Here is a 14,914-nt window from a genome sequence, read left to right on the forward strand (position 1 = left end):
ATCACCTCTTTTCCTGAAGCTCACCGTCACGGATCATAACTACCCGCTTGGCATGTGCTGCAATATCCGGATCATGAGTGATCATAAGGACAGAAACGCCTTCATCATTCAGCTTCTGGAAAAGCTCCATAACCTGTCTGCCAGACTTACTGTCCAGTGCACCGGTAGGCTCATCAGCCAGAAGAAGTCTTGGATTATTTACAATGGCACGGGCGATGGCAACTCGCTGCATCTGTCCACCAGAGAGCTGGTTTGGTCTGAAATCCACACGGTCTGCAAGCCCCACCCGGTCAAGTGCTGCAAAAGCGCGCTCGCGTCGCTCCTTCTTCGGCACATGAGCATAGTTCAGCGGCATTTCCACATTGGAAATAGCAGACTGCCTCGGCAGAAGATGAAAACTCTGAAATACAAATCCAATCTTGTTCAGACGGATATCTGACATCTCATTTTCAGAACATTTGCTGATGTCCTGCCCATCCAGGAAAAAAGTTCCCTTGGTTGCCTGATCCAGACAACCGATTATATTCATCAATGTAGATTTACCAGAACCAGAAGGGCCCATGATGGCTACATATTCGCCCTCTTCCATGGAAAAGTTTACGTCCTTCAATACGGGGACAATCATTTTTCCCTGCTGGTAATCTTTATAAATCCCCTTCAGTTCAAGTATCATCCTGCGGCCTCCGTATCATCAGAACCATACTGTCCAGGCTCATCAATGCTCTCATCAGTAAAATCTTCTGAACCATCCTCTGTAAAATCTTCATCTGAGAAATCTTCTGAAAAGTCTGTATAATCACCATCAATGGCTGCATCCATGCTTTCATCAGAAACACCTGTCTCAAAGTCCGCACTGGAATAGTCTCCATCCATAGGCTCCATGGTATCCCCGTCTGAGTACTCACTGCCATCCAGATTACTTTCCATATCAACAGCCTCCAGCTCCTCATCTGTCATCTCAGATACGTCCTTTGTCCGCATTCCCTCTGCCAGGCTGTCTGATGGGAACGCAATACTGTCATCTTCTGTAAGGCCATCTGCGATCTCATATTCTGAAAGATCATCATCATGCTGTCCAAGAACAACGGAGCGCTTCTCCAGCCTTCCCTTGGAATCTACAGCCCACACATATGGGTTTTCTGTATCCGCATCCACAATATAGTAGTCTCCCAGCCAGATGCCTGTCTTCTGGTCTTCCTGTCCTTCGTCCATCTCTATGTATACATGCTGACCCAGCATTAACCCCTCTGAGGAATCCAGTGTCACATAGAAAGGATAGGTACTGGAACTTGTAGTATCATCACCGCTGGACATTCCAAAATAGGAATTACTGCTACTGCTGTTCGTAGAATTCTGCTCGTCCACAGCCCCCATAGTTCCATGCCAGATCTGATTCTCATCAACTCTGGAACGCACAATAACTGCTGAGCCTGGAACAACCGTATTACGGTTCTGCTCATTTACCTGCCCCTTAATACGGTAAGCACCTGTACTGAGAATAGTGATAAAAGAATTATCAGAAGAATCACTTCCGGAATCAGCTCCCATGCTGTCATCCAGAGTATCTCCATCATCGCTTCCCAGCTTACTGGTATCAATTTTCTGAATGACTCCGTCGATTTCGCTTCGTACTTCTGTATTGGTGGTAGCTGCCTGCAGCTTATCAATCTCTGCCTGCTTGCTCACCTGGTCATATTCGTTCTTCTTCAGATTCATCTTATTCGTCTCAATCTCAATGGTATAAGAAAGCTGGCTGTTCTTATTGGCTTTCTTTTTCTCTTTCTCAAGAGTGGAAATTTGTTGATTAAGGCTGAGGGCTTCATTCTTCAACCGGTCAAGAGCCAGCTGCGCTTCCTTCAGGCTGTCCTGGATACTGCTCAGGTCGTATTCAAAAAGCAACTGTCCCTTCTTTACCTCATCTCCAACCTTCACCTTTACTTCGGTAACAGTCCGATTGTTCTCAATATTTACCTTTACCGTCTCCTGAGGTTCTACCACGCCTGCGAACCGGTTCAGCACTCCGGAATCTTCTCCAAGAAGAGTGCTGATCTTAGTCACATATGCAACTTCACCAGAAGCCGCTGCAGAATCCCCATAATTTTCTTTATAGTAATACCAGCCACCGGCACCAGCTGCTCCAGCAAGAATAATCAGCCCTCCGATGACAAAATCTTTTTTCTTCATGGTTACCTCCTATACGATAACTCAATGGTTTTTCAATATCTTTTGCAATTATAACAGATATATTTCCACATCTGTCATCTGCATTTACCCTGTTTATAATAACAGATTCAGCCTCAAAAGAAAAGTGTTCTAAGCTGATAATGCATTTTTCACAATTTATTCACTCTTTTTTTAGAAATATCGTCTAAATTTTAGGCATTTTTGACTTTTATGAAAAAAAATGGTATAATAAAAAAGTTTTATAAACATTTTACGTAATAATTTGAAAGGAAAGAACCCTGTATGAAGTCAGTCAGATTTCTGCTTCCTCTTCTTTTGCTTCTCTGCACTTTTTCACTGTGCGGCTGTACCGGCAAAGAGGAGAAAAAAATCGAGGACGCAGTAAAGCAGGAACTGGATCAGCTAAAGAATCTGGATTCCATTACCACACAGAAATACATCTCCTACCAGGAGCTTTTCCCCGGTGAACCCGAAGATATCGCTATTTCTTCTGATATTGAAGAAGTCTTTTCTCTCTTTTTCCAGGATTTTGACTATAAAATTCTGGATGTTAACGTAGACAAGGACAGACAATCCGCACAGGCGAATCTCAGGATGGTCACTCTGGATGCCCATGCGCTTGCTGAGGATTTTTCCAAGGCGCAGCTGAAGCATGAAATTTCCCAGTCCGCTTCTTCTGAGGAAGCCACAGAACAGACTATTTCCCTTGAAGAACGCTACATGCTTCTGGATGAACTGCTTAAGAGTAATGACTATCAGACTGTGGAGCGTAACTGCACCATCTCCTTAGACGCCTCAGATAAAGACGGCGAAACCAGTTGGGAGATCCGGCGCACCAATACACTGGAAAACGACCTTGTCGGCGGTCTTATGAACAATCTCACAGACCCGGATATTTTATCACCGGAAGACACAATCTTAGTTTATCTGAATACCCTGAAAAATATGTCAACAGAGGAACTGGGCAATTATTTAAATGCAGATTCCATTATCAGCACAGAAGATCCTGCAAAGATCAGTCTGGCAGAAGCACTGGTAAAACAGGTTCACTCCACCTTTGATTATTCTATTGGGGAAACCACTGTTTCCGGCTATACAGCCACAGTTACAGCCAATATTACCACCTTTGACAGCGATGCTATTCTGGAAAATTATCAGAAGGAGCTGGATACCTATCTTGCCTCTGTGGATGCTGTTATCGACGGTGCTCAAAAACGATATGAAAAGTCCTACAGTCTGCTTCTTGAATATATTGAAGAAAATACAGCTACTAAAACAGTGGAAACGACTTTCACACTGATCAACGACGGTGCTTCCTGGAAACTGGAAGACGCAGGAACTGTGTTCGGACAGGCATTGTTTGGAACTTTAAGTTCCAGCCCGGTAGAAGACAATCAGGAAACCAACGGATGATATAGTTAAAATTTACGCCTCTGCAAATTTGTGCAGAGGCGTTTTTATGTTATTGTTTACTGGTAACGTTCCGCGTGGTGTTTTTTGTGAACAAAGTTCACAGAAAACCCGAGAATTAAGTTTGCGCAGCAAGCGCTACTTCTTATGCTTGTCACAAGAAGGTTCGTCTTTCTGTGCATCGCGACCAAAAGAAAAATCCCACCCATTTTTCAGGCAGGATTTTTCAGTCAGCTTATTCTAAATCATACTAAGTTATTTCTTGTTGTATTCCTTTTCTTATTCCTCAGTCTCCGGAGCAGCTTCTTTCTCAACTTCAAGTCCCAGCTCGTCCAGCTGTGCTTCGCTTACGCGCTGCGGTGCCTGAGTCATCAGACAAGATGCATCTTTTACCTTCGGGAATGCAATTACGTCACGAATGCTGTCAACCTTGGCAATGAGCATAACCAGACGGTCAAGACCGTAAGCTAGTCCGGCGTGAGGCGGAACTCCGTATTTGAATGCATCCAGAAGGAATCCGAACTGCTCATGGGCAGCTTCCGGGGTAAATCCAAGCTCTTTAAACATTCTCTCCTGAATGTCATCCTGATGGATACGAACACTGCCGCCGCCGATCTCGTTACCATTCAGTACAATATCGTAAGCCTTCGCACGAACAGCGCCCGGATCTGTGTCGAGAAGCGGGATATCCTCATCCATCGGCATTGTAAATGGATGGTGCATAGCTGTGAAACGGTTTTCTTCCTCGCTCCACTCAAGAAGCGGGAACTCCGTTACCCATACGAAGCGGTAGTCGTTCTTGTCAAGAAGATCCATCTGTTTTGCAAGCTCCAGACGAAGTGCGCCAAGAACATCATAAACCAGTTTCTTCTTATCCGCTGCAAACAGAAGCAGGTCACCTGCTTTACCGTCCATAGCAGCTACAAGAGCATCCATCTCCTCATCTGTCATAAACTTGGCAAAGGAAGACTTTCTGGTGCCATCTTCTGCGATTGCAATGTATGCAAGACCTTTTGCACCATATCCCTTGGCAAACTCTACTAACTTATCAATTTTCTTACGAGGCATGCTGCCCTGGCCTTCTGCGTTGATACCACGAACGCTTCCACCAGCTTCAAGAGCACCTGTAAATACGGAGAATCCACAGTTCTTCACAATATCGCTTACATCATGAAGCTCCATGCCAAATCTCATATCCGGTTTATCAGAACCGAAACGATCCATTGCTTCTTGCCATGTGATTCTCTCGATTGGAAGTTTCACATCGATACCAAGAACCTCTTTGAACAGGTAGGAAAGATATCTCTCATTTACATCGATTACATCATCTACATCTACGAAAGAAAGCTCCATATCGATCTGTGTGAACTCCGGCTGACGGTCAGCACGAAGATCCTCATCACGGAAGCATCTTGCAATCTGGATGTATCTGTCATATCCGGAACACATCAGAAGCTGTTTGTACAGCTGCGGTGACTGCGGCAGACCATAGAAGCAGCCAGGATGTACACGGGATGGCACCAGATAATCTCTTGCACCTTCAGGAGTACTCTTTCCAAGCATAGGAGTCTCAATCTCCAGGAATCCCTCGTTTGTAAAGAAGGATCTTGTCAGCTGCATTACACGGCTCTTCAGGATCAGGTTTCTCTGGAGATCCGGACGTCTTAAGTCAAGGTAACGGTATTTCAGACGTACATCCTCTTTTGTTTTACTGTTCTCCTCAACCGGGAATGGTGGAACTTCTGCCTCGGAAAGAACACGGAGAGATTTTGCTCTCACTTCGATCTCACCTGTTGCAAGATTCTCATTTACTGCACCACCACGTTTCTCAACGGTTCCGGTAACTGCGATCACAAACTCACTTCTCAGCTTGCCGGCTTTGGCAAAGCCTTCCTCATCAATGGAACCATTTTCAAAGATCAGCTGCATAATACCACTGCGGTCACGTAAATCTACGAAAATGATTCCTCCTTTATCTCTTGCTTTCTGAACCCATCCCATAAGTGTTACTTCGCTGCCTACCATCTGTGTGGTCACTTCTGCACATCGACAGGTTCTGTGCAGTCCCTGCATACTCTCAGCCATTTTAAGGCGCCTCCTTATTCTATGGGGTTTCCCCCAGCTTTCTCAGATTATGAACCATTCAGCTGTATTGCTTTAAATGATCCATAAAATATCATTGACGGCTGTTTTTCAAAAACAACACGTTAAATCTCTTTATCAGCGTTTAAAGAATTCCACAAATTCCGTATAGCCTTCAGCTGTCATCTGGTCTTTCTGGAATTTCTTATTCTTCTTCATAATAGAGATATTGACCTGAACTCCGGTCTTTCTCTCTTCTTCTGCCTGACGGAAAATCTCAATCAGCTTGTCTGACGGCATATTTTTCTCAATAAGATATGCCTTCTTAGCCTTTGCTGTGGGAATCTGATATCCTCTTTCAAGAAGGAGCATAACAATACGCTCAAATCCAATAGAAAATCCGCATGCACTTGTATTGTTTCCTGTAAATTTACCAATCATCTCATCATAACGTCCGCCGCCGCCAACGCTGCCGCCAAACTCATCCATGGAAATTTCGAAGATCGGACCGGTGTAATAAGACATGCCGCGAACCAGTGTAGGATCAAATGCCATCTTAAAGTCAGCAGTCTTCACAGCTTCCACAGTGGAAATGATCGTCTCAAGATCTGCTGCGATCTGTTCGTCAAGAACATCTGCCAGCTTCTCCTTGCAATATCTTACGCCCTGGATATCTGAGCTGATTTCTTTAAACATCGCAAGATAAGTATCAATGCTTTCTTTTGCAAAGCCTTCCTCTTCCAGTTCTTTCGCTACGCCCTCAAGACCAATCTTATCCATTTTGTCAAGAATGATAAATACAGTATCAAAGCTTTCCTTCGGAAATCCGCTATACTCAGCCATAGCCTTCAGAATACGGCGGTCATTGATACGGATAGTGAAATTATGGAAGTCAAGCTTGCCAAGAAGTGTAGTAGTCGCAAGTACCAGCTCGATTTCTGCCATATAAGTAGGCTCACCTAAAATGTCAATGTCACACTGCATAAACTGACGGAAACGTCCTCTCTGCGGACGATCAGCTCTCCATACGTATCCCATCTGAAGTGCCTTAAATGGTCCAGGCAATTCATTAGAGTTATTTGAATAATATCTGGAAAGAGGTACTGTCAGATCATAGCGAAGACCTGAATCCACAAGATCAGCTTCTTCTTTTGCCTGGTCAAGCTTCAGCTTCTCACCTCTTTTTAAGATTTTGAAAATCAGCTTCTCATTATCACCGCCCTGTTTGCTGCACAGGTTCTCAATGTGCTCCACTCCCGGAGTCTCAATTGAAGTAAATCCAAAGGAACCATATGTTTCACGGATCAGTCCTGTAACATAGTTACGGACTTCCATCTCCTTTGGTAAAATATCTTTCATGCCGGTAACCGGCTTCTTCTTTAATGCCATGTGTCCTCCTTATTTACCAGCCTGGCTGGCGTGTACTACTCTTTGAAATGCAAGAAATACTTCCAGATCAAAGTTTTTTATTTCGTCTATCATCAATTCCATCACAGTATGCTTATCAAAAGCCTTGCGGTAAGACCGCTCCTGACTCAATGCACAGAATACATCGCATACACGAAGAATCCGGGCACCAATGGGAATCTCCTTCCCTGCCAGATTGGACGGATAACCGCTTCCATCGTAATTTTCATGATGATAAAGAATACTCTCAAGAACAAAATCCGAATAGCCCTGGTCTTTCAGTTCCTCATAGCCAAGTGTAGAATGCATGCGGACATATTTCAATTCCTCAATTACCATGGGATTACTTTCCTGCCCGTTGATATAGCTTCTCAGTTTCAGCTTTCCTATGTCGTGAAGCATTCCTGCAATTGCAAGATCGTAACACTGCTCATGAGGAAGTCCAAGCTCCTTACTTAACGCGTACGCCAGATTACTCACTGCGATTCCATGCCTTAACTCTGCTGATAAATCAAATTCCAGAACTCTGTCGGATGTTTCTGACTGTTCACTGGAAAGCTTTTCCAAGAATTTTCCCTCCCTCCTACAACCAGGTTCCAATTCCTGTTCGCTTTCTTTCAATCATCTCATCAATACGGGCAATATAGCTTGTGACATCTTTCACATTCTCCACCCGCTCAATACGTTTGCCATGGTCAAAGACCAGTTTGGAAGAACCGCCTGCTCCAAGAGCAATGATCGGTTGTTTTTCTTCCATAATCAGTATATTGTAAATCCCGGCTTTGTCAACCTTTGCATAGCCTACATTTTCAAAATTTCCTTTCATATTCTTCTGACGGTACAGATAGTAAGGTCCCATTTCCATGGAATATGCAGTCTGCTGTGTCAGATCCATGATCTCCTGGTTATTTTCAAATGTCATCTCCTGATATTTGTCCTTAAACATATTCAGGCGTGCTGCACGCTTCACAGCCAGAGAATGTACGGTAAGGCTGTCCGGGGAAAGCTCTTTTACTTTCTCCAATGTGTATTTCACCTTGGAAATATCCTCTCCAGGCAGTCCTACAATGAGATCCATGTTAATATTGTTATAATTCAGCTCTCTGGCAAGATGGAAAGCTTCTATGGTCTGTGCCACAGTATGACGTCTTCCAATGATTTCCAGAGTATCCTGATTCATGGTCTGGGGATTAACAGAAATTCTGGTCACAGGAAATTCTTTAATTGTCTCAAGCTTCTCCCTTGTAATACTGTCTGGTCTGCCAGCTTCAATGGTAAATTCTACAAGTCCATCAAAACCAAAGGACTCTCCCAGCTGTTCAAGAAGCCTTTTCAGCTGATACGGCTCTAACGTGGTAGGTGTGCCTCCGCCGATATAAATCGTATCCAGCTTGTAGTTCTTCATCATCCTGGCCGTTTCGCGAATTTCTAGACATAAAGCATCCAGATATTCATCTACTCTTTTTGCCCAGAGCTTCAAAGGGTAGGAGCTGAAGGAACAATACAAACAGATACTTGGACAAAAGGGAATACCTACATATAAGCTGTAACCATGCTCATAATCAATATCCTGAAGAAGTGCCCGCTCCCTGTTTGCTATGGTGATGGCAAGAGCAGTTTTCTTTGCGCTTACCAGGTAACGCTCCCGCATTTCCTGTGCAATCTCGGTATTTTTCATACCACTCTCGATCATCCCCATGGCAAGCTTGGCCGGACGAATTCCCGTAAGATTCCCCCATGGAAGGGTTCTGCCGGTAAGCTTCACCAGAACATTGTACAGTGCATATTTCAGACTGTCCTTGTTGGCTTTACGAAGCTCATGGGCATCCCTGAGTTTCTCATGAGTTTCCTGACTGGAATCCCCGTCTGCCCCCCGGATCACCTCTGCGCTGGCAACACCTTTTTGATCCTTCGTCTCATATTTTATAACAAAATTGTCATTTTCTTTTTTCACAGTAAAGAAGATATCGTACTCCTCTTCGTCTTTTTCGTAGAGGCTGTGGATATCTCCTTCCGGATAAAATGCTTTTATTAATTCATATATATCATGCTCGAAATCCCTGTCAAGCAGCAGGATTCCTATTTTACACAAATGGATTGTACCTCTTTTCGTAACCGATAGTTGTAGATGTATCATGCCCCGGATAAACATTTGTTTCATCTGGAAGGGCATTTAACAGCTTATGAAGGCTCTCCCGGATTTCACGGGAACTGCCGCCTGGAAAATCCGTTCTTCCAACAGAACCGCAGAATAATGTATCCCCGCTGAACAGAACCCTTTCGTCTTTCAGATAGTAGCAACAGCTTCCTTTCGTGTGTCCTGGAGTGTGGAGCATCTGAATAGAAAATCCAGCAGCTTCAAATACTTGCAGGTCCTCCAGAAAAACATCAGGACGCACAGAACATGGTTTATGCATCCGGTCAGTCATATTCACAGAAGGCTCCCGAAGCATTTCTTCTTCCTGGCGGCAGGCATAAACCGGAATCTGATACTCAGCTTTCACAGCCTGTACTGCCATAATGTGGTCAAAATGTCCATGAGTCAGAAGGATTCCTACCGGCTTTGCCCCCATATCTTCCACCTTCTGAAAGATTCTCTTCGGTGAATCTGCCGGATCAACGATCAGTGTTTCACCAGTTTCTTTATTTTTTAAAAAGTAGCAATTGGTATATACAGGGCCAAGAACCATCTGCTGTAATTCAAGTTTTCCCATAGATTATCCTTTCATGGCAGCTGATATGCCATTTATGTTATTATTCCGTTATTGTCCGTGTCCTGACCGGTAACATACCATCCAATGCTCAACGTACTGTATATCTCCAGCCAGTTCACATTTCCATTGTTTCTCAGCCTGTAGTTCTTTCTACATCCAAAACACTTTCCAGCTGACGTATCTTCTCGATAAGGGAATTCAGTTCATCCTTACAGCTGACGTTAAAGCTTACAGAAATAGTGGCCTTCTCCTGCTTGTTTGTTCGGCAGTTAATATTTCGGATGTCAATCTTACGCTCTGTAAAGATCTTGGAAATATCAACCAGAAGACCGGTACGATTATTAGCATATACATTGATCTCAGCCATGTAATGCTCATCCGGCTTGATCTCCGGATCCTGCCACTCTGCTTCCAGAAGACGTCTTCTGTCCATTTCAGACATATTCATCACATTTACACAGTCAGTTCGATGAATGGTAACACCACGGCCTCTTGTAACATATCCAACAATCTCATCACCGGGAATCGGATTACAGCATTTGGAGAAGCGTACTGCAACGTCATGAATGCCCCGTACTACAATGCCGCTCTTGCTCTTGATATGATGCTTCTTATCCTGATTCTCTGCGGCTGCTGCCTCCAGAACTTCTTCATCTGTGAGATTCTTTTTATTCTCTTTATCATAAGCTTCTACAAGCTTATTAAATACCTGTCCCTCTTTCAGTCCGCCATGTCCGATGGCGGCAAGTACAGAATCCCAGTCACGGAAACCATATTTACGAAGGACTGCGTCCAGATACTGAGTCTTGGTGTAATTAGCGAATTTAAAGCCCTTGCTCTTGGCATATTGGGCAAGCATTTCCTTACCCTTCAGAATATTATCTTCCTTCAGTTCTTTCTTGAACCACTGATTGATTTTATTTCTGGCCTGTGTGCTCTTGACCACCTTCAGCCAGTCACGGCTTGGTCCCTGAGAATTCTGGGAAGTAATGATTTCAATACGGTCACCATTCTGGATCCGGTATTCAATGGGCACCAGTTTGCCATTTACCCTGGCACCTACCATTTTGTTTCCTACAGCACTGTGCACGCTGTATGCAAAATCAATGGGGGTGGAGCCGTTAGGAAGGGTTTTCACATCTCCCTGTGGAGTAAAGCAGTATACACTGTCTGCAAACAGATCCAGATCATTTTTCAGAAGACTCATGAACTCTTTATTATCGGACATGTCTCTCTGCCATTCCAGGATCTGGCGCAGCCAGTTCAGCTTCTCCTCCTCACGATTGCCTGAGGAAGCCTTACCGTCAGAAGCCTCTTTATACTTCCAATGTGCAGCAATACCGTACTCGGCAGTCTTATGCATCTCAAAGGTTCTAATCTGAATTTCAAAAGGCTGTCCATTCGGTCCGATCAGCGTGGTATGCAAAGACTGGTACATATTTGGTTTGGGCATTGCAATATAGTCCTTGAAACGTCCTGGAATTGGCTTATACATCTCATGGATCACACCAAGTGCCGCATAACAGTCCTTCACTGTATCTACCAGGATACGCACTGCAAACAGATCATAAATCTGGTCAATCGTCTTGTTCTGATTTACCATCTTTTTATAGATACTGAAAAAGTGTTTTACACGACCGTCAACCTGTGCTTTAATTCCAGCTTCTACCATATGCTGATGCACAGTTTTGACAATATTCCCTACAAATTCCTCGCGGACGCTTTTACGAAGTGCTACTTTCTCAACCAGATCATAATAAACATCCGGCTTCAGATATTTCAGCGAAAGGTCATCCAGCTCTACTTTAATCTTGGAAATACCAAGACGCTGTGCAATAGGCGCATAGATGTCCATCGTCTCTCTTGCCTTCTCCTTCTGTTTCTCCGGAGTCATGTACTGAAGAGTACGCATATTATGAAGACGGTCTGCAAGCTTGATCAGAATAACACGGATATCCTTTGCCATGGCAAGGAACATCTTGCGAAGACTCTCTGCCTGCAGCTCTACTTTATCCTTGGAATAGGATAGCTGACCGATCTTAGTTACCCCATCTACCAGAAGCGCAACCTCAGGTCCAAATTCTCTGGTGATCTCATCGCAGGTCATCCAGGTATCTTCAACAGCATCGTGAAGAAGGCCTGCTACAATGGTTTCCTTATCCAGTTCCAGATCCGCCAGAATAATGGCAACACATAAAGGATGAATAATGTAGGGTTCCCCGGACTTTCTCTTCTGATCCTTGTGGGCTTCCCTTGCAGTCTCGTATGCCTTCTGGATCATGGTTATGTCCGTAGAAGGATGATATTTCTTTATGCTGGCAATCAGCTCATTATATAATACTTCAGGGCTTGTAAAGTCGTGCATGGATTTTACAGCTGCATCTGCTTTCTTCACAGACTCCAGCTTCTCCATATCCTCTTTTGATACTTCAGGCTCCTTGCCCTGCTCGTTAACAATATCAGCCATATTTCACACCTGCCTGTTTAAATACTATCTGCGTCAGCATCCGCCCACCTGTTTCCCCGGGGGAATCTGGCGAAACAGACACATCCTTTATTTACCTTCATAACGGATTACAGAAGCAACGTCATATTTCTCCAGTTTCTTACGTCCCTCAAGACCTGCAAGTTCCATCAGAAATACGATCTTCACTACCTCTCCTCCAAGCTGCTCTACCAGTTTCGCTGCTGCTTCAACTGTACCGCCTGTTGCGATCAGATCATCAATGATAACTACCTTCTGTCCTGGCTTGATGGCATCCTTGTGAATCTCAATCTCAGCTTTGCCATATTCCAGATCGTAGCTTGCAGAAACGGTCTCACATGGGAGTTTCCCTTTCTTACGTACTGGTACAAAAGACTTATGAAGATTATACGCAATTGGCATTCCGAAAATAAATCCACGGGATTCTGTTCCCACTATTACATCCACATCCACATCCTTCAGACAATCCTGCATGGAATCAATTGCAAGCTTCAGTCCGTCTGCGTCCTGAAGGATACTGGTAACATCTCTGAAAATAATGCCTGGTTCTGGAAAATCAGGTATACTTCTTACATATTCTTCTATTTTTTTCATAATAGCCTCCTCAGATTAATGGATGTTGTGGGGAAAGCATCAGCCACCCCAGAGCGTGTTTAAAAAAAGCCTTTTTTCAAACACATTCTAGCATCATAAATATCTTTTAGTATAACACTTTTTAAATCGGGAATCAACGCAAAACCGACAGGCTCACTGGAAATACTGCATTTTTCGTGGTTTTACATGATTATCCCCTTTTTAGCAGTAATTTTGTATGACAATTTGCAAAGAGTCTCTTCCCATATAGGAGTTGATCTTCGGATAATAGGTTACAGAAATAGTTCCATGAGACCTTGCAAACTCTGCAAACTCCTTTGCCTCGCCCCAGTAAACCCCATCCATCACCGTGCCGGATTCGTCCATCAGCTGCAATTTCACTGTATTCTGAGTCTTTCCATATATTCCGGTTTTTAAAACGCGGAGATTTTTCTGGGCAAAAACAGGCTTCGCATTTCCTTTTCCAAAGGGTTCCAGAACAGAGAGCTGACGGATCAGATTCTCGTTTATGTAAGAAATGGGCATTGGTACATCGATCACGATTTTGGGGATCATATCTTCTTCTGTCAAGGTACAGTTTTCATTGAGCTGACGGCGAAATGCTTCCACGTTTGCTTCTTCTATAGAAAGACCTGCTGCCATAGGATGGCCGCCATACTGGAGCAACAGACTGTCACATTTTACAAGTTCCTCATACATGGAATAATTTTCTGTAGATCTGCCGCTGCCTTTCACCGATTTTTCCCCTCTTGTAAGAACAAATGCAGGCTTGTGATATTTTTCACGGATTCTTCCTGCTATGATTCCTGCAAGACTCTCATGACAATCCGGCAAAAATACAACCATTACTCTGTCATTTTTCAGATCACTGCCATTAATCAGCTTGTAAGCAGCTTCTGTGCCCTGTTCCGTCAGTGCCTTACGGCTGTCATTCAATGCTTTCAGATCGTTTGCAAGCTTTGCAGCCTCTTCTTCATCTTCACACTGCAAAAGGGACAGGGAGCGCATGGCTGTATCCAGTCTTCCGCTGGCATTAATGCACGGACCAAGGCGGAAACCAATATCATAGGAACTGATTTTCTGATTTTCCAAACCAATTGCTCTTATCAAAGCTTTCAGTCCCTTATTTTTTGTATGAGGCAGACGTAAAAGTCCCTCTTTTACAAGAATACGGTTTTCTCCCTGAAGGTCCATAATATCTCCAACTGTAGCGATAGCCGCAGGTTCCAGATAATCTTCTTTCTCACTCTCCGGGATTCCATATTTCTCATACAATGCAAAAACCAGTTTCATTGCAACCACTGCGCCACAGATATTTTTATTTGGATACGTACAGTCAGACTGTTTTGGATTGATAATTGCATCTGCCAGAGGAAGCTTGTATTTTCGCCCTTCTTCTGTATCTTCAAAAGGGACCTCGTGGTGATCCGTCACTACCACTGTCATGCCCATTTTTTTTGCAAATGCAATCTGATCTGCAGCCGAAATTCCATTGTCACAGGTCACGATCGTATCTACTCCATCCTCTTTTGCTTTCTCTATAAGATGATTATGAATTCCATATCCATCTGCAATGCGGTCCGGAATATAGGTATCTACATTCGCCCCCAGGCGTTTAAATCCTTTTAACAGAATATAAGTTGCAGTTACACCGTCAATATCATAATCTCCTATAATTCTCATCCTGGTTCCCAGATCTATTTTTTGCGAAATAATTTCCACAGCTTTGTCAATATCCTTCAGACTTTTCCAGGATGGAATGTCATCCAGGGTTCCGTTCAGATACTGATTAATTTCTGCATCTTCTGTAATATCCCTGTTCCGAATAATCCTGGCGATCACCGGATCTATTCCATACTTCCGGCCAATCTCCTGAAAATCAGCTCTTTTCGCCGCTAATACCCATTTTTCCATGCTCTGTCTCCTGTTGTAAATTGTATTGCTATTTAATTGGTTGGTCGTTATCCCGGACGCGATTTCACAATGTATATTCACCGCCGCGCGTCGCAACGTTCCGGCAAGCTAATGACTAACTGCG

The 14,914-nt window shown here is 43.8% G+C and carries 11 protein-coding genes; 1 reads left to right on the forward strand and 10 read right to left on the reverse strand.

The genetic code is table 11. The features are described 5' to 3' along the window. Nucleotide 1 precedes the first annotated feature (1 nt). Nucleotides 2–673 carry an ABC transporter ATP-binding protein gene (locus tag AB5Z12_RS08805; RefSeq protein WP_148461915.1) on the reverse strand — a complete coding sequence of 224 codons (672 nt, stop codon included), beginning with the start codon at nt 671–673 and terminating at the stop codon, nt 2–4. Further along, nucleotides 670–2,184 carry an efflux RND transporter periplasmic adaptor subunit gene (locus AB5Z12_RS08810; protein ID WP_368357294.1) on the reverse strand — a complete coding sequence of 505 codons (1,515 nt, stop codon included), beginning with the start codon at nt 2,182–2,184 and terminating at the stop codon, nt 670–672. Before AB5Z12_RS08810 ends, AB5Z12_RS08805 begins: the two co-directional genes overlap by 4 nt. A 282-nt stretch (nt 2,185–2,466) precedes the next feature. On the opposite strand from AB5Z12_RS08810, the gene AB5Z12_RS08815 reads away from it, so the two are divergent. Further along, nucleotides 2,467–3,597, forward strand: a complete 1,131-nt coding sequence (locus AB5Z12_RS08815) for a hypothetical protein (protein WP_173735050.1) — start codon at nt 2,467–2,469, stop codon at nt 3,595–3,597. Nucleotides 3,598–3,873: 276 nt separating this feature from the next. On the opposite strand, the gene aspS is transcribed toward AB5Z12_RS08815, so the two are convergent. From aspS to recJ, 8 genes are all read right to left on the reverse strand, one after another. Continuing rightward, nucleotides 3,874–5,679, reverse strand: coding sequence for an aspartate--tRNA ligase (gene aspS, locus AB5Z12_RS08820; RefSeq protein ID WP_118579402.1), 1,806 nt, complete (start codon nt 5,677–5,679; stop codon nt 3,874–3,876). Nucleotides 5,680–5,814: 135 nt separating this feature from the next. Beyond that, the gene (gene hisS / locus AB5Z12_RS08825; protein ID WP_173735052.1) at nt 5,815–7,065 is read right to left on the reverse strand and encodes a histidine--tRNA ligase; all 1,251 of its coding nucleotides are present in this window, start codon (nt 7,063–7,065) and stop codon (nt 5,815–5,817) included. 9 nt (nt 7,066–7,074) lie between these two features. Next, entirely contained in the window at nt 7,075–7,650 is a 576-nt protein-coding gene (locus tag AB5Z12_RS08830) for an HD-GYP domain-containing protein (RefSeq protein ID WP_118579396.1), read from the reverse strand. A gap of 16 nt (nt 7,651–7,666) precedes the next feature. Further along, complete coding sequence (gene hemZ / locus AB5Z12_RS08835) at nt 7,667–9,175, reverse strand: coproporphyrinogen dehydrogenase HemZ (RefSeq protein WP_330382703.1); 1,509 nt, start codon at nt 9,173–9,175, stop codon at nt 7,667–7,669. Then, entirely contained in the window at nt 9,168–9,797 is a 630-nt protein-coding gene (locus AB5Z12_RS08840) for an MBL fold metallo-hydrolase (RefSeq protein ID WP_173735053.1), read from the reverse strand. The genes hemZ and AB5Z12_RS08840 overlap by 8 nt, the downstream gene beginning before the upstream one ends. A gap of 133 nt (nt 9,798–9,930) precedes the next feature. After that, entirely contained in the window at nt 9,931–12,210 is a 2,280-nt protein-coding gene (locus tag AB5Z12_RS08845) for a bifunctional (p)ppGpp synthetase/guanosine-3',5'-bis(diphosphate) 3'-pyrophosphohydrolase (RefSeq protein ID WP_334285875.1), read from the reverse strand. A 141-nt stretch (nt 12,211–12,351) separates the two neighbouring features. After that, nucleotides 12,352–12,876 carry an adenine phosphoribosyltransferase gene (locus tag AB5Z12_RS08850; protein WP_195392074.1) on the reverse strand — a complete coding sequence of 175 codons (525 nt, stop codon included), beginning with the start codon at nt 12,874–12,876 and terminating at the stop codon, nt 12,352–12,354. A gap of 201 nt (nt 12,877–13,077) precedes the next feature. Beyond that, on the reverse strand, nt 13,078–14,790 hold the full coding sequence (gene recJ, locus AB5Z12_RS08855) for a single-stranded-DNA-specific exonuclease RecJ (protein ID WP_173770070.1): 1,713 nt from the start codon (nt 14,788–14,790) through the stop codon (nt 13,078–13,080). Between the last annotated feature and the right edge of the window lie 124 nt (nt 14,791–14,914).

The sequence above is a fragment of the Ruminococcus sp. RTP21358st1_G6_RTP21358_211008 genome (genome assembly GCF_040908885.1).
Classification (GTDB): domain Bacteria; phylum Bacillota; class Clostridia; order Lachnospirales; family Lachnospiraceae; genus Blautia_A; species Blautia_A faecis.

Bases quoted from the DNA above. Each gene is read 5' to 3' on its own strand.
- aspS (WP_118579402.1), bottom strand. From the start codon at position 5,679: ATGGCTGAGAGTATGCAGGGACTGCACAGAACCTGTCGATGTGCAGAA.
- AB5Z12_RS08810 (WP_368357294.1), bottom strand. From the start codon at position 2,184: ATGAAGAAAAAAGATTTTGTCATCGGAGGGCTGATTATTCTTGCTGGA.
- AB5Z12_RS08840 (WP_173735053.1), bottom strand. From the start codon at position 9,797: ATGGGAAAACTTGAATTACAGCAGATGGTTCTTGGCCCTGTATATACC.
- recJ (WP_173770070.1), bottom strand. From the start codon at position 14,790: ATGGAAAAATGGGTATTAGCGGCGAAAAGAGCTGATTTTCAGGAGATT.
- AB5Z12_RS08815 (WP_173735050.1), top strand. From the start codon at position 2,467: ATGAAGTCAGTCAGATTTCTGCTTCCTCTTCTTTTGCTTCTCTGCACT.
- AB5Z12_RS08845 (WP_334285875.1), bottom strand. From the start codon at position 12,210: ATGGAGAAGCTGGAGTCTGTGAAGAAAGCAGATGCAGCTGTAAAATCC.
- AB5Z12_RS08850 (WP_195392074.1), bottom strand. From the start codon at position 12,876: ATGAAAAAAATAGAAGAATATGTAAGAAGTATACCTGATTTTCCAGAA.
- AB5Z12_RS08805 (WP_148461915.1), bottom strand. From the start codon at position 673: ATGATACTTGAACTGAAGGGGATTTATAAAGATTACCAGCAGGGAAAA.
- hisS (WP_173735052.1), bottom strand. From the start codon at position 7,065: ATGGCATTAAAGAAGAAGCCGGTTACCGGCATGAAAGATATTTTACCA.